This is a genomic window from Variovorax sp. J2P1-31, from assembly GCF_030317215.1.
Classification (GTDB): domain Bacteria; phylum Pseudomonadota; class Gammaproteobacteria; order Burkholderiales; family Burkholderiaceae_C; genus Variovorax.
Window position 1 is genome coordinate 859,301 of record NZ_JASZYA010000003.1, and the last position, 16,849, is coordinate 876,149.

A 16,849-nucleotide genomic window follows, 5' to 3' on the forward strand; every position below is an offset into this window, starting at 1 on the left:
GCCCGGGGCAGCTCAGCTGCCCGTGGCCGATTGCACGCGCGGCATCGCGGTCGACTGGCCGATCGACTCGGTGCCGGTCGGGTGGCTCGCCTGCACCGCGCCGCGGTAGACCTCGTCGGGCGACACGTTCGACGTCGGCATCGGCATCGCGGTCGACTGCCCGATCGATTCGGTGCCGGTGGGATGCGATGCGGCGATGGCGCCGGCCTGCACCTGGGCATCGGTCGGCGAATTCATCAGCAGCGGATGGAAGTCCGAACCGTCGGTCGTCTCGGCCGAAGCCATGCCCGCGCCCAGGGCGGCGAGCGTGACGAAGGCGGTGGTGGCGAGGCGGCGTGTGAGGGATGCGGTCATGGCTGTCTCCTGAGGGAGGAATGGAAGGGACCGGCGCCGCGAGGCGGAATGCCCCGCGGTCGGCCTTCGCCCACTCTAGGCCGCCAGAATGAGCCCTGAATGAGCAAGCCGCCTCAGGCCGGCATGTGCACGCGCGCGATCAGCCCGGTCGCCGCGTCGGGCGGCGCCTCGTCGCAGCGGTTGCGCAGCTCGATGCGCAGCCCGTGCCGCCGCGCCGCAGCCTGCGCGATGGCCAGCCCCAGGCCGCTGCCGCCCGCGGCGGTGCCGGCCACCCGGTAGAAACGGTCGAACACCCGCTCGATGCAGTCGGGCGGAATGCCCGGCCCGCTGTCCACCACGTCCACCACCACCGTGCCGCCGGACACGCGGTGCAGCCGCACGTCGACCGTGCCGCCTTCGGGCGTGTAGCGCAGCGCGTTGTCGATCAGGTTGTCGAACAGGCTGCGCAGCGCGCTGGTGGACGCCACCAGCACCAGCGAGGCCCGGCCGTCGAAGCCGACGTCGATGCGGCGCTGGTCGGCCAGCGGCATCAGCTGGCTCACGCTGTCGCGCAGCAGCACGGCGATGTTGACCGGCTCGGTGGCGCCGTCCGCCTGCGCATCGTCCTGGCGCGACATGCGCAGCAGCTGCTCGATCAGGTGCTGCGCACGCAGCACGCCGGCCTCGAGCTGGGCGAAGCGCTCTGTCGCCTCGCCGGCCGGCACGTGGCCGCGCAGGTTGTCGATCTGCAGGCCGATCGCGGCCATCGGCGTGCGCAGCTCGTGCGCCGCCTCCTGCACGAAGCGGCGCTGGGTCTGCATCACGCCGCGGGTGCGCGCCAGCAGGCTGTTGAAGGCCTCGACCAGCGGCGCGATCTCCTCGGGCACGCGCGCCGGCGAGACGCCCGCGGGGCTGCGCTCGTCCTGCCGCGCCACGTCGCGTGCCACGGCGCGCAGCGAACGCGAGGCGCCCGAGACGATGGCCCACAGGATCCAGAACGCCACCGGCAGCAGCAGCAGGATCGGCAGGCCTTCGAGCAGCGCGCGCTGCAGCACCCGGCCCTGGCGGTAGGCCTCGCTCTGCAGCACCTGCACGCGCGGCAGCGCGGGGTCCTCGGCCGGCGCGGTGTAGACGCGCCAGGCCACCGATTCGTCGTTGCCGGTGCGCGCCTCGCCGAAGCCGCTGTCCGGGCGCAGCGGGGAGGCGAGCGCCGGCAGCGAACTCGCGATCAGGCGCGTGCCGTCCGGGCTCCAGAGCTGCACCACCACCGCCCCATGGCGCTGCACGTCGTCGATGCTCAACGGCACCAGCGCCGAAGCCATGGGGTGCGCCGCCTGCGACAGCGCCACCCGCTGCATCTGCTCGTCGAGGAAGTGATGGACCAGCCGACCGAAGGCCAGGTAGGAGTAGCCCGCGGTCGCCGCCATGGCCAGCAGGTGCAGCACCACCAGCCCGCGCAGCAGGCGACGGCGCAGCGAGGGCGCGGTGTGCGCAGGCGTCTCGGCCGTCATGCCGCCGCCACCCGCCAGCCCAGGCCGCGCACGTTGCGGATCGCATCGGGGCCGAGCTTGCGCCGCATGCCGTAGATCAGCACGTCGACCGCGTTGCTGCTGACCTCCTCGCCCCAGCCGTAGATGCGGTGCTCGAGCTGCTCGCGCGACAGGATCGCGCCGGGCCGCTCGAGCAGCGCGTGCAGCAGCGCGAATTCGCGCGCGGTGAGCGCCTCCCGCACGCCCGCGACCAGCACCTCGCGCGTGCCCAGGTCCAGCTGCAGCGCGGGGGTGCCGATCAGCGACTGCGCGGCGCCGTCGCGCCGCCGCACCACGGCGCGCATGCGGGCCATGAGCTCGCGGAAGGCGAAGGGCTTCTGCAGGTAGTCGTCGGCGCCCAGGTCGAGCGCGTCGATGCGGTCCTCGAGGCCGCCGCGCGCGGTCAGCACCACGATCGGCGTCACGTCGCCGCGCGACCGGGCCCGGCGCAGCACGTCGGTGCCGTCGCGCTCCGGCAGGCCCAGGTCGAGCAGCACGCAGGCATAGCCGCCGTCGTCCAGCGCGCTCTGCGCCAGGCCGCCGTCGCGCACCCAGTCGACCGACCAGCCCGCGCCCTCGAGCGCCTGCCGCAGGCTGCGGCCGATCATCTCGTCGTCTTCGACCAGCAAGGTGCGCATCGGAATCTCCAGTGAGAAGCCGAAGGCTAGGCGCCGATTCTTAGAGGAGCCTGAGAGCCCCCGCCGGCCTCAGAACTTCTCGTGCGCGCCCAGGTAGCGCCACTGGCCCACCGGCAGGTTGCCCAGCACCACGCGGCCGATGCGGATGCGCTTCAGGCCCACCACCTTGAGGCCGACCTGCTCGCACATGCGGCGGATCTGGCGCTTCTTGCCTTCGGTCAGGATGAAGCGCAGCTGCTCGGGGTTCTGCCAGTCGACGCGCGCCGGCTTGAGCGGCTGGCCGTCCAGGCTCAGGCCGTGGCGCAGCCGGGCCAGCATCGCGGGCGGGAACACGCGCTGCACATCGGTCGTGACGTCGCCGTGCGCGCCCGGGCCGCCGGTGGCGCCAGCCTGGGGCGACCAGGTCACGCGCACCAGGTATTCCTTCTCGATGCCCGAGTCCTCGCCGATCAGCTGGCGGGCCACGCGGCCGTCCTGGGTGAGCACCAGCAGGCCGACCGAGTCGATGTCGAGCCGGCCGGCGGGCGCGAGCCCGCGCAGCTGCGGCGGCGAGAAACGGTGGGTGCTGGTGTCCTCGCGCCAATGGGTGCGCGGGTTGATGAGCATCGCGGCGGGCTCGTGGCCGTCCTCGGCCTGGCCGCTCACGTAGCCCATGGGCTTGTGCAGCAGGATCGTGACCTGCTGCGCCTGCTGGCCGTGCGCCCGCTTGTCGACCTCGACGCGGTCGGCCGGCGTGACCTTCACGCCCATCTCGGCCGGCTGGCCGTTGACCCGGACCCAGCCCTGCGCGATCCAGTCGTCGGCCTCGCGGCGCGAGCAGATGCCGAGCTCGGCCATGCGTTTGTTGAGTCGGACGGGTTCGGAAGTGTTTGGCGCTGTCATGTCGGGCGCCAGTCTACCGTTCGGCCCTCACCGGGGCGCGACGCGGGCCGCTCAGATCTGGTCGGCTTCCTGCAGCGCGGGCGCCTGCCGGCTCACGCGCGGGATGCCCAGGTAGCGGCACACGGCTTGCGTCGAATCGCCGGCGGCGCACACGGCGCTGCGCAGGCGGGTCTCGGTCACGGCGAAGGTTCGCGTCCAGTAGCGGACCTCGCGGGGTTCTTCCAGGTTGATCCAGCCCGTGTCGCGCGGGCTGCGAACATCGAGTTCGTAGGCCATCTCAGTGTCTCCGTCGTTTGCGTCAATGCGCTGGGACTTTCCCCTGTGGGAAGCCCGGGCGCGACCGGACGAAACGGATCGACGTTGCAGGATGTGTCCGACACGGCGCGCCGCGCGCCCCGGTGCACGGCCAGGCCCGCGATGGCCAGCGGGATGAAGACCGTGCCGAGCGCGCAGAGCGCCCGCAGCCATTCAGCCGCCATGGGCCACACCGCAGCGCTTCAGGTGGGCGCGCCAGCTGGTCAGGGCACCGATCTCGCCGTCCGGCACACACGCGAGCAGGCAATGCAGCACCTCGGCATAGCGCGCGAAGGGCAGCCGAACCATCAGCCGCACGCGCGGCGCGGCCGTCGCCCAGGCGGCGCCGCTGTGCAGCAGCGGCTCGCAGCGCAGCACGCCCACCCCCTGGCAGGCGGCCAGCGCCCGCCGCACGCGGCAGGCATCGACGGAGGCGACGGTGACGTCGAGCACCTGGAACACCGTCTCGCCCACGGGGGAGGCGAGGGAGAAGGCGGCACCGGGAGGTTCCCGGTAAGCGGCATAGGCCATGGGGGTCCTGCTTGGAAAAGAACAGGAAGCCAGTGTCGGCACGGGCCCGTCAAAACGGTGCAAAGCTTGGGGCGGGCGGTGCAAAGGCGGCGTAAATGCCCGTCGGGACCCGTGCCTACAGCGGATCGGGCGATTGCTGTCCCGCGGCCCGCGCGATAGCCTCGAAGCTATCCGCTTCCCTGGTCTCCTTCGTCTGCCTCATGCCCGCCGCCCCCCTCTTCTTCGGACAACGCGCCCCATGAGCGGCCTGGGCGAGTTCTGGCGCCGCGTGCGCGACGGGGCGCTGGCCACGCCCGGCCTGCGCACGGTGCTGCTGGCGATCCGCAACTACATCCTGCACCAGAGCGCCAACCAGGCGGGCAGCCTGGCCTTCTCCTCGGTGCTGGCGATGTTCCCGCTGCTGATCCTGGTGTCGGCCGCGGCCGGCTACATCGGCCAGCCCGGCGATGCGGCGGCGCTGGCCGACCGGGTGATGGGCTATGCGCCGCAGGTCGTACGCGACGCGATGCAGCCGGTGATCCGGCAGGTGCTGGCCCAGCGCAACCAGGCGCTGCTGACCATCGGCGTGCTGGCCACGCTGTGGACCGCGTCCTCGGGCATGCAGGCGGTGCGCAGCGCGCTCAACCGGGCCTACGGCATCGAGCGCGGCCTGCCCTTCTGGAAGGCGCGCATCAAGGTCACCCTGTTCACCGCGATCGTGGGCCTGGGCGTGGTCGCCACCTTCAGCTCGGTGGTCATCGTGCCCTCCCTGTGGCAACTGCTCGAGGCCAGCCTCGGGGCCGGGCAGGAGTCGCTGTGGCTGCGCAACAGCGTGCGCTACGGCTCGGCCTTCGGGGTGCTGGCGCTGCTCTACGCGCTGATGTACGGCTGGCTGCCCGACATCCGGCAACGGCTCTACACCGTGCTGCCCGGTGCGCTGCTGGGCGCGGCCCTGTGGGTGGGCGCGGCCGCCACGCTGTCGTACACGCTGCGCACCGCCGGCAAGCTGGCGCTGCTCTACGGCAGCTTCGCCGGCGTGGTGGCCACGCTGGTCTTCCTCTACATCAGCGCGACCACGCTGATCTTCGGCGCCGAGCTCAACGGCGTGCTGCGCGCGAAGCTGGAGCCGCCGGCCAGGCCGGACTGAGCCGCACCGCTTTGGCATGATCCGCGCATGACGACCGCACCGGATTTCTCCCCGCGCCCCCTGCCGCTGCGGCTGCAGCCCGGCGACGACCTGCGGCGCGCGCTGGAGTCGCAGGTCGCGGCCGCGGCCGTGCAAGCGGCCTTCGTGGTGGCGGGCATCGGCAGCCTGCGGACCGCGGCCATCCGGCTGGCCGGCGCGGACGACGCCATCACGCTGGCCGGCGACATGGAACTGCTGAGCCTGTCGGGCAGCCTGGGCGTCGGCGGCGGGCACCTGCACCTCAGCGTGGCCGATGCGCAGGGGCGCGTCACGGGCGGCCACGCGGGCTACGGCTGCATCGTGCGCACCACGGCCGAGATCCTGCTGTGCCTGCTGCCCGACTGGCACTTCTCGCGCGCACCCGATCCGGCCACGGGCTGGAACGAGCTGGCCGTCCGGCGCAACCCTGCGCCCTAGCGGTCGCCGCGCACCAGCGCCAGCGCGTCGGCCAGCTGCCGTACATCGGCCACGACCAGCGCCTTGCCGTCCTTGTGCAGCACGCCGCGGCGCACCAGCGCGTTGAGTTCGCGCGTCACCTGCTCGCGGTTGGTGCTGATCTGGCTGGCCAGCGCGGCATGCTTGGGCGCCGGCTCGAGCCGCGCGGCGTTGTCCGCCACGCCCGCGGCCTGCGCCAGCCGCAGCAGTTCGGCGTGCAGCCGCCCGGCCACGTCGAGGGTGCTCAGGTCGATGATGCGTTCGGACAGCTGGCGCACCAGCGAGGCCAGGCGCAGCATCACGCGCTCGGCCAGCAGCGGCTCCTCGCGCAGCAGCGCGCGGAAGGCGGCCGGCGCGAGGCTGGCCAGCACGCTGGGCGCCAGCGTGACGGCGTCGGCCGAGCGCGGCCCGCCGTCGATCGCGGCCAGCTCGCCGAACAGCTCGCCCTCGCCGCAGTCGCGGAAGGTCACCTGCCGGCCCTGGACCGCGTAGGTGGTGATGCGCACGGCCCCCGAGACGATGAAATAGACCTCGCCGGGGTCCTGCGCGCGCAGCACCAGCGGATGGTCGGCCTCCACGCTCTGCCAGTGGCAGGCCTGGGCGATGCGGTCGAGCCGGTCGTCGGGCAGCGCGTCGAACAGCGCGACGCGGCGCAGCGCGAGGGAAGAACGGAGGACAGCTGAGGTCATGGAGGGGCCGGCCGCGGGGCCGCGCGGATTATGCTCGGGGCCCTCTTCGAGCCCCTTCATGCCCCTGCGTTCCCCTCCCCGCTTCGCCCTGCCCACGCGGCGCGACCTGCGATGGATCAGCGGCCTGGTCCTGATGGGCTATGTCAGCGCCCACCTGCTGAACCACGCGCTGGGCCTGGTCTCTCTGGCTTTTGCCGAAGCGGTGCTGCACGGCGTGCACACTTTCTGGCGCAGCCCGCCCGGTACGCTGCTGCTCTACGGCGCGGCCACCACCCACATCGTGCTGGCCCTGCTGAGCGTCTGGGACCGCCGCAGCCTGCGCATGCAGCCCCTCGACGCGCTGCGGCTGCTGCTGGGCTTCTCGCTGCCGCTGCTGCTGGCCTCGCACCTGAGCGCGATGCGCTGGGCCTACGAGGCCTTCGGGCTCGACGCCTCCTACGCCCGCGTGGTCGGCGCGCTGTGGAGCTTCGCCGGCGCGGGCGGCCAGTTCGCGCTGATGGCCGCGGCCTGGGCGCACGGCTGCCTGGGGGTGCACATGGCCTTGCGCGCGAAGCCGGGCTACCGCCGGCATTCGCACGGGCTGCTGGTGGCGGCGGTGCTGCTGCCGGTGCTGGCGGTCGCGGGTTTCCTCAGCATGGGCCGCGAGCTGCAGTGGTCGGGCCCGATGGCGGTCCAGGGGCCGACGCCGGCGCAGGGCGAAGCCATCGAGGCGACCGAGCGCCGCATCGAAGTCTTCTACGGCCTGCTGCTGCTCGCGCTGTTCGCGGCGCGCCAGCTGCGCAGCCGCCGCGAGCGCCGGCCCGGCGGCGCCTCGATCACGCTGCGCTACCCCGAGCGCAGCGTGCACGTGCCGCGCGGCTGGAGCGTGCTCGACGCCAGCCGCGCCCACGGCATCGCGCACCTGTCGGTCTGCGGCGGGCGCGCGCGCTGCTCGACCTGCCGGGTGCGGGTGCAGGGCCCGCCCGCGCACCTCGAACCGCCGGGCCGCGACGAGCGCCGCACGCTGGACCGGGTGCGCGCGCCGGCCGACGTGCGCCTGGCCTGCCAGCTGCGCCCGCGCGGCGACATTGCGGTCACACCGCTGTTCGCGCCCGCATCCACCGAGCGCTCGGGCCATTTCGGCCGCGAGCGCGATGTGGCGATCCTGTTCGTCGACCTGCGGCGCTGGTCGGGCCTGTCGGAGAACCAATGGCCCTTCGACCTGGCCTACCTGCTGGAGCGCTACTTCGCCACCGTGGGCGCCGCGGTGCGCGAGAGCGGCGGCGTGCCCAACCAGTTCATCGGCGACAGCGTGATGGCGATCTTCGGCCTCGAGGTCGACCTGCCGACCGCCTGCCGCCAGGCTGTGCGGGCGGCCGAACTGATCGGCGAACGCATGGACGCCTGGAGCACCGGCTTCGAGTCGCAGTTCGGCCACCGGCTGGACTTCGGCATGGGCCTGCACGCGGGCCGCACCGCGGTCGGCGAGGTGGGCTACCTCGAGACCACCACCTTCACCGCGGTCGGCGAGGTGGTCAACACCGCCAGCCGGCTGCAGGACCATTCCAAGGTGGCCGACGCCCGGCTGGTGATCTCGCTGTTCGCCGCGCGACAGGCGGGCATCGCCGAGCGGCTGAGCGCAACGCAGGCGGTGCAGACGGTGCAATTGCGCGGGCGCAGCGAGGCGCTCGAGGTGCTGCACGTGCCGCGGCCGGCGCCGGCCAGCTGAGCAAAACTGTGCGCTGGCGCACATCGCGATCCGGCGCCGGCGATGAGACTGAGGGCCTCGTCACTGCTGTTCCCTGCGGTGACACGAACAGGAGTTCCTCATGCAAGCCAAGCACACCCTCGCCCTCGCCGCCCTGGTCGCCACGGTCGGCGCCGCTTCCGCCCAGACCGTCCCGGCCGAACAATGGGTGGGCGCGCCGCTCGCCACCACCGGCGCCGTCAAGCGCGCCGACGTCGTGGCCGAGCTGCAGCGCAGCGCCCGCGCCCCCAGCGCCCCGGCCGAACAATGGGTCGGCTCGCTGGCCTCGGCCGGCACCCCTGCCGGCACGCTGAGCCGCGCCGAAGTCGTGGCCGACCTGAACCTGTGGCGCCGCGCCGGCCTCGAGAGCGCCTCGATCGCCAACACCACCGACAGCGCCAGCCCGCGCTACGCCCAGCAGCTGGCCGCCTACACGCGCGCCCGCGGCAGCGATGTCTACACCGCCGAAGTCCAGCGCGTCCAGGGTGGCGCCAACGCCGTCGCCGGCACCCCTTCGGTCAACGCGCAGTAAGCCCCGATGACCGCCACACGCAACGACGATCTCGGCAAGCTGCTGCTGCGCATCACGCTCGGCGGGCTGCTGCTGTTCCACGGCCTGTCGAAAGTCTTCCAGGGGGCCGACGGCATCCACCGCATGGTCGGTGCCGCCGGGCTGCCCGACTGGCTGGCCTACGGCGTGTACCTGGGCGAGTTCGTCGCCCCGCTGCTGGTGCTGCTGGGCCTGTTCGCCCGGCCGGCCGCGCTGGTGATCGCCTTCAACATGCTGGTGGCGCTGCTGCTGGTGCACACCGGCCAGTTCTTCTCGCTGTCGAAGATGGGCGGCTGGTCGCTCGAGCTGCAGGCCTTCTTCTTGCTGAACGCGCTGACCATCGCGGTGATCGGGGCCGGCGCGCTGCGCGTGGGCAAGCCCGACGCGCGCTGGTGGGCCTGAGCGCCCCGCCGCCGCCGGCTCAGCGGCCGCGCAGGTCGGCCACCAGCACCCGGGTGGTGGCGAGGCCTTCGGGGGTCCAGTGGGTCTCGGGTGACAGGTCGCCGAGGCCGCCGACTGCGCGTGGTGCGCCCGCGATGCGCGCGGCGACACTCTCGGGCCGCCCCCCCGGGCGGCCGGCGCCGCGCAGTCGCTGCTGCGCCCGGAAGCTGCGCACCGGCGCCGCGCCCGCGGCGCTGTCGTCGAAGGCACGGCCGTCGGCGCTGGGTGCCCCGCGCATCCAGTCGTGGATGGCCTGGAGTTCGTAGTCGCTGAAGACGCCGAACATCTCGGCCCGCTCCCCGACCAGCAGCTGCCAGAAACGGCTCTGTTGCGGCTCGGCGCCGCGCACGATCCAGCCCTTGCGCTCGAGCGCCTGCAGGAAGGCGCCGACCTGCGTCGGGCTCTGCAGCCACTCGTTGACCGTCCGGCCCTCGATGCGGCAGTAGTCCGAATGCGCGCCCGCGCCGGCCTTGCTCTTGTCCATGAAGAAGCGGATCACCTCGGCGTCGATGTCGAAGCCGCAGATGGCTTCGGTGGTTCCCACGCCCAGGTCGTTGAGCCGGTAGCCGCTGCGCACGCGGCGCCAGAACGCGGCCGCATCGGGATAGCGGGCGGCGTTCATGAACACCGCGTCGACGGCCTTGCGCGCATGGCCGCTGTCGGCGTTGTCCACCGTCACGTGCAAGGTGAAGTAGTAGGGGTCGATGCCCAGCTCGTTCAACTCGTAGGCCGTGATGAGCAGGTGCAAGGGCAGCTGCTCGTAGCCCAGGTTGAAGCCGATGACCTCCGGCAGCATCTGCTGGGCGCTGTGGCCGAGCGCCAGCTGGATCGCACCCTGGTGGAAGTAAGCGTCCGACAGATGCTGGCCCTCGCCCAGGCCGTGCGACTGCAGCAGCTGGCGATAGAGCAGCACATGGTTCTTGCTGTCGTCGCCGTTGCCCAGTTCCTCGAGGTAGGTCTGCGCCAGCCCCGCGAGCCGCGGGTCCCGTGCATGCCGCAGCGTGCCGTAGAGCCAGGCGCCGTCCACCAGCTTGGTGGGCGCGACCGCCTGCAGGAAGTACAGCGCATGGGTGCGGTTGGAGAAGTAGCGCCGCGGCGCCCCGGCCTTGCGCTGTGCCAGGTATTCGGCGTAGGCGGCGGTGGCCCGGTCGGACGCCTGCTGCATCCAGGCGACCAGGCCTTCGGGCGTCTCGGGCAGGTCGTCGGGCGCATCCGCCACCGCGGCGAGCGCGTCTTGCAGGAAGCGCAGCGCCTCCTGGCCGTGCCGCGAGCGGTCGCTGTGGAAGTTCATCAGGCGCTGGTAGACCTCGCGCAGGGAAGGCGGCGCGGGCGCCGCCGTAGGCACCAGGCGCAGCGCTGCGGTGTAGCGGTCGTCGGCGCAGGCATAGGCCTGGCGGCCGAAGGCGGGGGCGGCCAGGGGCCGGGGTGACGCGGAGGCGGAAGCGATGGGGGTGGCGTGCATGCAGCCATGGTGCAAAGCGCGCCGGCCCCGCCCGCGAGGCGGGTGTGCAGTCAGCGTGTCGGACGAAGAGCCTGCACGGCGTCGCCGGCCGGCCGCGGCGGCGTGGTTGCCGTCCTGCACGCAGCGCACGCCCACACGCCGGGTCGGGCCAGGCCTACGCCCGCGGCGGCCCGTCTCTGGGAGCCTCGGGCCCTTGTTCCGTTGCCGGCGAGCCTGTCGTCCCCTCTTCCCATGAACGCACTGACCGAACCCTTTCGCGAGCTCCTGATCGGGGGCATTTCCGTCCAGAACTGGGCCTTGAGCATCGCGGTGGCCCTGATCGCCTACCTGGTGATGAGCCTCGCGCTGCGCTATGCCGTCAGCCGCATGAAGGCGATCGCCGAGCGCACCGACAACCACGTGGACGACACGCTGGTGGAGGTGCTGGGCGACACCAACCGCGTGTTCCTGGTCCTGACCGCGGTGCTGATCGGCGTCGGCATGCTGGACCTGGGCGGTCGCTGGGGCACCCGCGTGGGCCAGCTGTGGTTCCTCACGCTCGCGCTGCAGTTCGGGCTCTGGCTCAACAGGGCCATCGGCATCGCGCTGCGGCGCTACGTGAGCCGCCACACCTCGGCCGGCATGACCCAGGTCAGCGCCTCCTCGACCCTGATGTCCTGGGCCCTGCGCACGGTGCTGTGGGTGATCGTGCTGCTGGCCATCCTGTCGAACCTGGGCGTCAACATCACGGCCTTCGTCGCCAGCCTGGGGGTCGGCGGCATCGCCATCGCGCTGGCGGTGCAGAACATCCTGGGCGACCTGTTCGCCTCGCTCTCGATCGCGGTCGACAAGCCCTTCGAGGTGGGCGACGCGATCGGGGTCGGCAGCATCTCGGGCACGGTGCAGCACATCGGCCTGAAGACCACGCGCCTGCGCAGCACCAGCGGCGAGGAGATCGTGATCAGCAACACCGACCTGCTCAAGCAGGTGGTGAAGAACTACCGCCGCATGCAGGAGCGGCGCATCGCCTTCACCTTCGGCCTGAGCTACGACACCACGCCCGAGCAGATCGAGGCGGTGCAGCGCAGCGTGCGCCAGCTGATCGAGGCCCGCGAGGCGCTGCGCCTGGACCGGGTGCATTTCCAGTCCTTCGGCGAGAGCGCGCTGACCTTCGAGGTGGTCTATTTCGTGACCACGCCCAACTACGGGCTCTACATGGACGAGCAGCAGCGGCTCAACCTCGAGATGATGCGCGCCTTCGCCAGGCTGGGCGTGCAGTTCGCCTTCCCGAGCCGGACCGTCTACATCGCCTCGCCGCCGCCCCAGCCGACGGCGGACGACGGCGACCGGCGGTCCGCCGAGCCCGAGGTGGTCACGCGCAGCGTGCCGCCGGCCGCGGTGGCCGGTCGCGGCGCCGAGGCCGCGCCCTGAGGCCCGCCGCTTCCGCTCAGCAGGCCTCGAACAGCTCGGCCTGCACCCGGGCGGCGCAGGACTGGCCGAGGTAGGCCGCGATCTCGACGGCGGCCTGGCCCATCTCCTCGAAGGCCGCGGCGCTCAGGAAGCGCGGCGTCAGGTCGAAATGGCACAGCGCGCCGAACGCGCGGCCGGTGTCGTCGACCAGCGCCACGCCGTGGTAGGCCGCGATCCGCCCCTGCGCCGCATGACCGTCGAGCCGCGGATCGCCGGCCGAGTTCTCTGTGACGAAGCAGCCGGCCGCGATCGCGTACTGGCAGAAGCTGTGCCCCCGGTCCACGGGCACCTGCAGCGCCCGGACGTCGCCGCCTTCGAGGTCGTGGATCGCCAGGCTGGCGACCTGGTCGATCACGAGCCGGTGGATGGCGGTGTAGCGGTGCGGCACGCGGGTGTTGAGGAGGCGGACCGCCTCCTGCAGCCCGCCCGTCGCCAGCGCCTGGCGCACCGCGGGCCGGATGTCGAGCGCCTTCACGGCGCGGGGCCACGGCGTGACGGCCCGCAGCAGCGAGAGGGGTTTCGACAGGGGGTTCATGACCCGCTTACGCACGACCCCCGGTGCCGGATGCGCGCCGGGCCGGCTTCGCGCACGCAAAGCGTGACAAAGTGCCCGCAACGGCGGCGAAAAATCCGGCCGCCGCCCTCAGACCACCAGCCGGTACCCCACCGCGGTCTCCGTCAGCAGATGCCGCGGCTGCGCCGGGTCGGCCTCGAGCTTCTGCCGCAGGTGGCCCATGTAGATGCGCAGGTAGTGGCTCTGCTCGGCATGCGAAGGCCCCCAGACCTCGCGCAGCAGCTGCCGCTGCGTGAGCACGCGGCCCGCGTTGGCCACCAGCACGCCCAGCAGCCGGTACTCGGTGGGCGTGAGGTGCACCTCGGCGCCCGCGCGGCGCACCAGGCGCGCGGCCCGGTCGACCTCGATCTCGCCGAAGCGGAACACCGGCTCGCCGACCTCCGTCGTGGCGGTGCTGCCCGCCGCCGCGCGCGGGCGCCGCAGGTTGGCGCGCACGCGCGCCAGCAGCTCGCCGGTGCCGAAGGGCTTGGTCAGGTAGTCGTCGGCGCCGGCGTCGAGGGCCGCGATCTTGTCGGCCTCGTCGACGCGCGCCGACAGCACGATGATCGGCACCGCCGACCAGCCGCGCACGTCGCGGATCAGCGAGAGCCCGTCGCCGTCGGGCAGCCCGAGGTCCAGCACCACCAGGTCGGGCTGGCGCGTGCCGGCCGCCGCCAGGCCGTCGCGCAGGCTGCCGACCTCGTGCACCTGCCAGCCCTCGGCCTCAAGCGCGCCGCGCACGAAACGCCGGATCTGCGGTTCGTCTTCGATCACGATGGCAATGGGTGAAGGCATGTCGGGGCTCAGGCAGGAAAGGGATCTTCGGATGCGACCGGCGCGTCCGGCACGTCTGGCGGCGCGCGGCGCGGCAGCGTGACGGTGAATTCTGCGCCGCCGCCGGGCGCGTTCGCGGCGGCGATCTCGCCGCCGTGCGCGGAGACGATGGCCTTGCAGATGGCCAGCCCCAGGCCCACGCCGGGCGTGGCCGACTCGGCCTGGCCGCGGGTGAACTTGTCGAACAGCAGGTGCTCGCGGCCGCGCAGCGCCAGCGGCAGGCCGGCGCCGTGGTCGCGCACGCTGAGCACCAGGCTGCGGGCCTCGGCGCGGGCGCCGACCACGATCGGCGGCGCGCCATACTTGGCCGCGTTCTCCAGCAGATTGACCAGCACGCGTTCCATCAGCACCGCGTCGAACTCGACCAGCGGCAGCTCGGACGGCAGCGCGGTCTGCACGGCACGCCCGCCCAGCGCCGAGGCGGCCGCGCGGATGGCCGAGCCCACCACCTCCTCCACCGACTGCCAGTCGCGCCGCAGGTTGACCGCGCCGCCCTCGATGCCGCTTTCGAGCCGCGCCATGTCGAGCAGGTTGTTGACCAGCGCGTTGAGCGCATGCGCCTGCCCGACGATCGCCTGCGTGGCCTGCTGGCGCGTGTCGGCGTCGGCGGTCTGCAGCGACTCGGCCAGGCCGATGAGCGCGGTCAGCGGCGTGCGCACGTCGTGCGAGATGGCGGCCAGCAGCGTGTTGCGCAGCCGCTCCGATTCCATCTCGACCACCGCCTGCTGCGCGACCTCGACGTAGTGCACGCGTTCCAGCGCGATCGCGATCTGGCGCGCCAGCGTGTCGAGCTGCTGCGCCTGCTCGGGGATCAGCAGCCAGCGCGGCTGCGCGGGCTCGAGCGCCAGCACGCCGCGCACCCGCATCGGCGCCTGCAGCGGCACGTAGTGCCAGGGCTGGGCGGCCAGCGTGGCGGTGGCCAGACCGGCCGGCTGGCCCTGGCGGAAGGCCCAGTCGGCCACGCTGGCATCGAAGCCGGGCGGCGGGCTGTCGGGCAGCTGCAGCCGGTCGGCCGCATCGGTCACCAGCACCAGCGCATGGCCGCCGAAATGGCCCTGCACCGCCGCCGCGCCGAGCGCCACCACCTGCTCGCTCTGCAGCGCGGCCGAAAGCTCGCGCGTGAGCTCGAACAGCGACTGCGCGCGGCGCTCGCGGCTGGTCGACACGCTGGCCGCGAAGCGCAGGCCCGCGGTGAGCTGGCCCACCAGCAGGCCCACGCCCAGCATCACGGCGAAGGTCACGACGTACTGCACGTCGCCGATCGCGAACGACAGCCGCGGCGAGACGAAGAAGAAATCGAAGGCCGCCACGTTGAGCATCGCGGCCAGCGCCGCCGGCCCGCGGCCGAAGCGCATCGCGATGCCCACCACGCCGAGCAGGAACAGCATCACGATGTTGACCTGCTCGAGCACGCCCGACAGCGGTGTCGCGACCAGCGTGACGGCGATGCCCATCGCCGCGGCCCAGACGTAGCCGGGCCAGCGCGCATGCGGCCGGCCGGCATCGTCGTCGGAGCGCTCGTCGCCGTTGGCCAGTTCGCGCGCCGCACCCAGCGGCGTGCGCGGCAGGCGGCGCGCGCTGTCGGCACGGGCCGTCTCGACGATGTCGAGCGTGGGCCCGCGGCGCGCCAGCTCGCGCGTCAGCGAGGGCGACGGCCACCAGCGCCGCCAGCCGGTGGCCGGCTCGGCGCGCCCCACCACCAGCGTGGCGCAGTTGAGCCGCTGGGCCTGCGCGGCCAGCGCCTGCGCCACGTCGTCGCCGGTCAGCACCGCGGTCACCGCGCCCAGTTCCTCGGCCAGCTTGAGCACCGCCAGCACGCGGTCGCGCTGCGTCGCGGGCAGCCGCTGCAGCGCCGGCGTCTCGACGTAGGCCGCGTACCAGCGCACGCTGAGCTGGCCGGCCAGCCGGGCGGCGCTGCGCACCGTCTGGGCCGCGCCCTCGTGCGGGCCGACGCAGGCCAGGATCGCGCCCGAGGTGTTCCAGGCCTGCAGGCCGTTGCCCTTGCGGCCCGGGCCGGACTGCTCGACCCGCCAGCCGCGCACGTCGTCTTCCACATGCTCGGCGGTGCGGCGCAGGGCGATCTCGCGCAGCGCGATCAGGTTGCCCTTGCGGAAGAAGTTCTGCTTGGCGCGCTCGGCCTGCTGCGGCAGGTAGACCTTGCCGGCCGCCAGCCGCGCCGTGAGCTCGTCGGGCGTGACGTCGACCAGCACCACCTCGTCGGCCTCGTCGAGCACGCTGTCGGGCACGGTCTCGTGCACCCGCACGCCGGTGATGGTGCCGACCGTGCCGTTGAGGCTCTCGAGGTGCTGCACGTTGAGCGCCGACCAGACCTCGATGCCCGCGGCCAGCAGCTCCTGCACGTCCTGCCAGCGCTTGGCGTGGCGCGAGCCCGGCGCGTTGGAGTGCGCGAGTTCGTCGACCAGCAGCACCGCGGGCTTGCGCGCCAGCGCCGCATCGAGGTCGAACTCGGCCAGCGTGCGGCCGCGGTAGTCCACGTCGCGCAGCGGCAGCCGCTCGAGGCCGTCGAGCAGCGCGGCGGTCTCGCTGCGCCCGTGGGTCTCGACCACGCCGATCAGCACCTCGCGGCCCGCGGCGCGCTCGCGCTGCGCGGCCGAGAGCATGGCCCAGGTCTTGCCGACGCCCGCGGTGGCGCCGAAGTAGATGCGCAGCCGCCCGCGGCGGGCGCGGGCTTCGTCGCTGCGCATCTGCGCGAGCAGCGCGTCGGGGTCCGGGCGGGAATCGTCCATGCCGGGGTTTTACTTCATCGCATCGAGTGCCAGGTTCAGCGCCAGCACATTGACCCGCGGCTCGCCCAGGAAGCCGGCCAGCGGCGCCTCGGTCTGGCGATGCACCAGCGCCGTCACCTGGTCGAGCGGCAGCTGGCGCAGGCGCGCGATGCGCGGCACCTGGTAGAGCGCGGCCGCGGGGCTGATCTCGGGGTCGAGGCCGCTGGCGGACGCGGTCACCAGGTCGACCGGCACCGATGCGGTGTGGCCCGGGTCGGCCGCGCGCAGCGCCTCGACGCGGCCCTTGACCGCATCAACCAGCGCCGGGTTCAGCGGGCCCTGGTTGGAGCCGCCCGAGGCGGCGGCGTTGTAGGGCATGGGCGCGGTGGCCGAGGGACGGCCCCAGAAGTGCTTCGGATCGCTGAAGTTCTGGCCGATCAGCCGCGAGCCGACGGCCAGGCCGTCGCGCTCGACCAGGCTGCCCGCGGCCTGGTCGGGGAACACGGCCTGGGCGGCGCCGGTCACGGCCAGCGGATAGAGCAGGCCGGTGAGCGCGCTGAGCGCGACGAAGAGAACCAGCGCGGGGCGAAGGATGTTTTTCATGATGGAGGT

18 protein-coding genes are annotated in these 16,849 nt (G+C 73.0%); 6 read left to right on the forward strand and 12 right to left on the reverse strand.

Translation table 11 applies throughout. The features are described from left to right. Positions 1–12: 12 nt before the first annotated feature. From QTI20_RS23800 to QTI20_RS23825, 6 genes are all read right to left on the reverse strand, one after another. Positions 13–354 (reverse strand): hypothetical protein, encoded by a 342-nt coding sequence (locus QTI20_RS23800; protein ID WP_286553827.1) that lies wholly within the window; start codon positions 352–354, stop codon positions 13–15. Positions 355–467: 113 nt separating this feature from the next. Beyond that, entirely contained in the window at positions 468–1,844 is a 1,377-nt protein-coding gene (locus QTI20_RS23805) for an ATP-binding protein (RefSeq protein WP_286553825.1), read from the reverse strand. Next, a complete protein-coding gene (locus QTI20_RS23810) occupies positions 1,841–2,500 on the reverse strand; it encodes a response regulator (protein WP_286553823.1) in 660 nt (219 codons plus the stop codon). Before QTI20_RS23810 ends, QTI20_RS23805 begins: the two co-directional genes overlap by 4 nt. Positions 2,501–2,569: 69 nt before the next feature. After that, the gene (locus tag QTI20_RS23815; RefSeq protein ID WP_183028001.1) at positions 2,570–3,382 is read right to left on the reverse strand and encodes a pseudouridine synthase; all 813 of its coding nucleotides are present in this window, start codon (positions 3,380–3,382) and stop codon (positions 2,570–2,572) included. Between the two features lie 51 nt (positions 3,383–3,433). Beyond that, positions 3,434–3,658, reverse strand: a complete 225-nt coding sequence (locus QTI20_RS23820; protein WP_183028000.1) for a DUF3606 domain-containing protein — start codon at positions 3,656–3,658, stop codon at positions 3,434–3,436. Positions 3,659–3,850: 192 nt separating this feature from the next. Next, positions 3,851–4,207 (reverse strand): hypothetical protein, encoded by a 357-nt coding sequence (locus QTI20_RS23825; protein WP_286553820.1) that lies wholly within the window; start codon positions 4,205–4,207, stop codon positions 3,851–3,853. A 238-nt stretch (positions 4,208–4,445) separates the two neighbouring features. Between QTI20_RS23825 and QTI20_RS23830 the strand changes: the two genes are divergently transcribed. Both QTI20_RS23830 and QTI20_RS23835 read left to right on the forward strand, forming a co-directional pair. After that, positions 4,446–5,333 carry a YihY/virulence factor BrkB family protein gene (locus QTI20_RS23830; RefSeq protein ID WP_286553819.1) on the forward strand — a complete coding sequence of 296 codons (888 nt, stop codon included), beginning with the start codon at positions 4,446–4,448 and terminating at the stop codon, positions 5,331–5,333. A 27-nt stretch (positions 5,334–5,360) separates the two neighbouring features. After that, positions 5,361–5,789, forward strand: coding sequence for a PPC domain-containing DNA-binding protein (locus tag QTI20_RS23835; protein WP_286553818.1), 429 nt, complete (start codon positions 5,361–5,363; stop codon positions 5,787–5,789). Here QTI20_RS23835 and QTI20_RS23840 read toward each other — a convergent pair. Next, positions 5,786–6,496: a Crp/Fnr family transcriptional regulator gene (locus tag QTI20_RS23840; protein ID WP_286553817.1), complete on the reverse strand. Its 711-nt coding sequence runs from the start codon at positions 6,494–6,496 to the stop codon at positions 5,786–5,788. The genes QTI20_RS23835 and QTI20_RS23840 overlap by 4 nt on opposite strands. A 58-nt stretch (positions 6,497–6,554) precedes the next feature. Here QTI20_RS23840 and QTI20_RS23845 point away from each other — a divergent pair, with 58 nt between their 5' ends. From QTI20_RS23845 to QTI20_RS23855, 3 genes are all read left to right on the forward strand, one after another. Next, positions 6,555–8,204, forward strand: coding sequence for an adenylate/guanylate cyclase domain-containing protein (locus QTI20_RS23845; protein WP_286553815.1), 1,650 nt, complete (start codon positions 6,555–6,557; stop codon positions 8,202–8,204). A 100-nt stretch (positions 8,205–8,304) separates the two neighbouring features. Next, positions 8,305–8,754 carry a hypothetical protein gene (locus QTI20_RS23850; RefSeq protein ID WP_286553813.1) on the forward strand — a complete coding sequence of 150 codons (450 nt, stop codon included), beginning with the start codon at positions 8,305–8,307 and terminating at the stop codon, positions 8,752–8,754. Between the two features lie 6 nt (positions 8,755–8,760). Further along, positions 8,761–9,174 (forward strand): DoxX family protein, encoded by a 414-nt coding sequence (locus QTI20_RS23855; RefSeq protein ID WP_286553811.1) that lies wholly within the window; start codon positions 8,761–8,763, stop codon positions 9,172–9,174. 19 nt (positions 9,175–9,193) lie between these two features. Here QTI20_RS23855 and QTI20_RS23860 read toward each other — a convergent pair whose 3' ends face one another. Next, positions 9,194–10,675, reverse strand: coding sequence for an iron-containing redox enzyme family protein (locus QTI20_RS23860; protein ID WP_286553810.1), 1,482 nt, complete (start codon positions 10,673–10,675; stop codon positions 9,194–9,196). Between the two features lie 231 nt (positions 10,676–10,906). Between QTI20_RS23860 and QTI20_RS23865 the strand changes: the two genes are divergently transcribed. Beyond that, positions 10,907–12,085 carry a mechanosensitive ion channel family protein gene (locus QTI20_RS23865; RefSeq protein WP_286553809.1) on the forward strand — a complete coding sequence of 393 codons (1,179 nt, stop codon included), beginning with the start codon at positions 10,907–10,909 and terminating at the stop codon, positions 12,083–12,085. A 16-nt stretch (positions 12,086–12,101) separates the two neighbouring features. Here QTI20_RS23865 and QTI20_RS23870 read toward each other — a convergent pair whose 3' ends face one another. The 4 genes from QTI20_RS23870 to kdpC form a co-directional block, all read right to left on the reverse strand. Beyond that, the gene (locus QTI20_RS23870) at positions 12,102–12,659 is read right to left on the reverse strand and encodes a hypothetical protein (protein WP_286553808.1); all 558 of its coding nucleotides are present in this window, start codon (positions 12,657–12,659) and stop codon (positions 12,102–12,104) included. A 108-nt stretch (positions 12,660–12,767) separates the two neighbouring features. Further along, a complete protein-coding gene (gene kdpE / locus QTI20_RS23875) occupies positions 12,768–13,472 on the reverse strand; it encodes a two-component system response regulator KdpE (protein WP_286553807.1) in 705 nt (234 codons plus the stop codon). Between the two features lie 8 nt (positions 13,473–13,480). Next, positions 13,481–16,258 carry a DUF4118 domain-containing protein gene (locus QTI20_RS23880; protein WP_286553806.1) on the reverse strand — a complete coding sequence of 926 codons (2,778 nt, stop codon included), beginning with the start codon at positions 16,256–16,258 and terminating at the stop codon, positions 13,481–13,483. A 9-nt stretch (positions 16,259–16,267) separates the two neighbouring features. Then, a complete protein-coding gene (gene kdpC / locus QTI20_RS23885) occupies positions 16,268–16,840 on the reverse strand; it encodes a potassium-transporting ATPase subunit KdpC (protein WP_286553805.1) in 573 nt (190 codons plus the stop codon). Positions 16,841–16,849 lie beyond the last annotated feature (9 nt).

What these genes read in the sequence shown, in the direction of transcription:
- QTI20_RS23825 (WP_286553820.1), bottom strand. Translation starts at nt 4,207, where the DNA reads ATGGCCTATGCCGCTTACCGGGAACCTCCCGGTGCCGCCTTCTCCCTC.
- QTI20_RS23845 (WP_286553815.1), top strand. Translation starts at nt 6,555, where the DNA reads ATGCCCCTGCGTTCCCCTCCCCGCTTCGCCCTGCCCACGCGGCGCGAC.
- kdpC (WP_286553805.1), bottom strand. Translation starts at nt 16,840, where the DNA reads ATGAAAAACATCCTTCGCCCCGCGCTGGTTCTCTTCGTCGCGCTCAGC.
- QTI20_RS23850 (WP_286553813.1), top strand. Translation starts at nt 8,305, where the DNA reads ATGCAAGCCAAGCACACCCTCGCCCTCGCCGCCCTGGTCGCCACGGTC.
- QTI20_RS23855 (WP_286553811.1), top strand. Translation starts at nt 8,761, where the DNA reads ATGACCGCCACACGCAACGACGATCTCGGCAAGCTGCTGCTGCGCATC.
- QTI20_RS23820 (WP_183028000.1), bottom strand. Translation starts at nt 3,658, where the DNA reads ATGGCCTACGAACTCGATGTTCGCAGCCCGCGCGACACGGGCTGGATC.
- QTI20_RS23840 (WP_286553817.1), bottom strand. Translation starts at nt 6,496, where the DNA reads ATGACCTCAGCTGTCCTCCGTTCTTCCCTCGCGCTGCGCCGCGTCGCG.
- QTI20_RS23865 (WP_286553809.1), top strand. Translation starts at nt 10,907, where the DNA reads ATGAACGCACTGACCGAACCCTTTCGCGAGCTCCTGATCGGGGGCATT.
- QTI20_RS23860 (WP_286553810.1), bottom strand. Translation starts at nt 10,675, where the DNA reads ATGCACGCCACCCCCATCGCTTCCGCCTCCGCGTCACCCCGGCCCCTG.
- QTI20_RS23800 (WP_286553827.1), bottom strand. Translation starts at nt 354, where the DNA reads ATGACCGCATCCCTCACACGCCGCCTCGCCACCACCGCCTTCGTCACG.
- QTI20_RS23810 (WP_286553823.1), bottom strand. Translation starts at nt 2,500, where the DNA reads ATGCGCACCTTGCTGGTCGAAGACGACGAGATGATCGGCCGCAGCCTG.
- QTI20_RS23870 (WP_286553808.1), bottom strand. Translation starts at nt 12,659, where the DNA reads ATGAACCCCCTGTCGAAACCCCTCTCGCTGCTGCGGGCCGTCACGCCG.
- QTI20_RS23880 (WP_286553806.1), bottom strand. Translation starts at nt 16,258, where the DNA reads ATGGACGATTCCCGCCCGGACCCCGACGCGCTGCTCGCGCAGATGCGC.
- QTI20_RS23815 (WP_183028001.1), bottom strand. Translation starts at nt 3,382, where the DNA reads ATGACAGCGCCAAACACTTCCGAACCCGTCCGACTCAACAAACGCATG.
- QTI20_RS23830 (WP_286553819.1), top strand. Translation starts at nt 4,446, where the DNA reads ATGAGCGGCCTGGGCGAGTTCTGGCGCCGCGTGCGCGACGGGGCGCTG.
- QTI20_RS23835 (WP_286553818.1), top strand. Translation starts at nt 5,361, where the DNA reads ATGACGACCGCACCGGATTTCTCCCCGCGCCCCCTGCCGCTGCGGCTG.
- QTI20_RS23805 (WP_286553825.1), bottom strand. Translation starts at nt 1,844, where the DNA reads ATGACGGCCGAGACGCCTGCGCACACCGCGCCCTCGCTGCGCCGTCGC.
- kdpE (WP_286553807.1), bottom strand. Translation starts at nt 13,472, where the DNA reads ATGCCTTCACCCATTGCCATCGTGATCGAAGACGAACCGCAGATCCGG.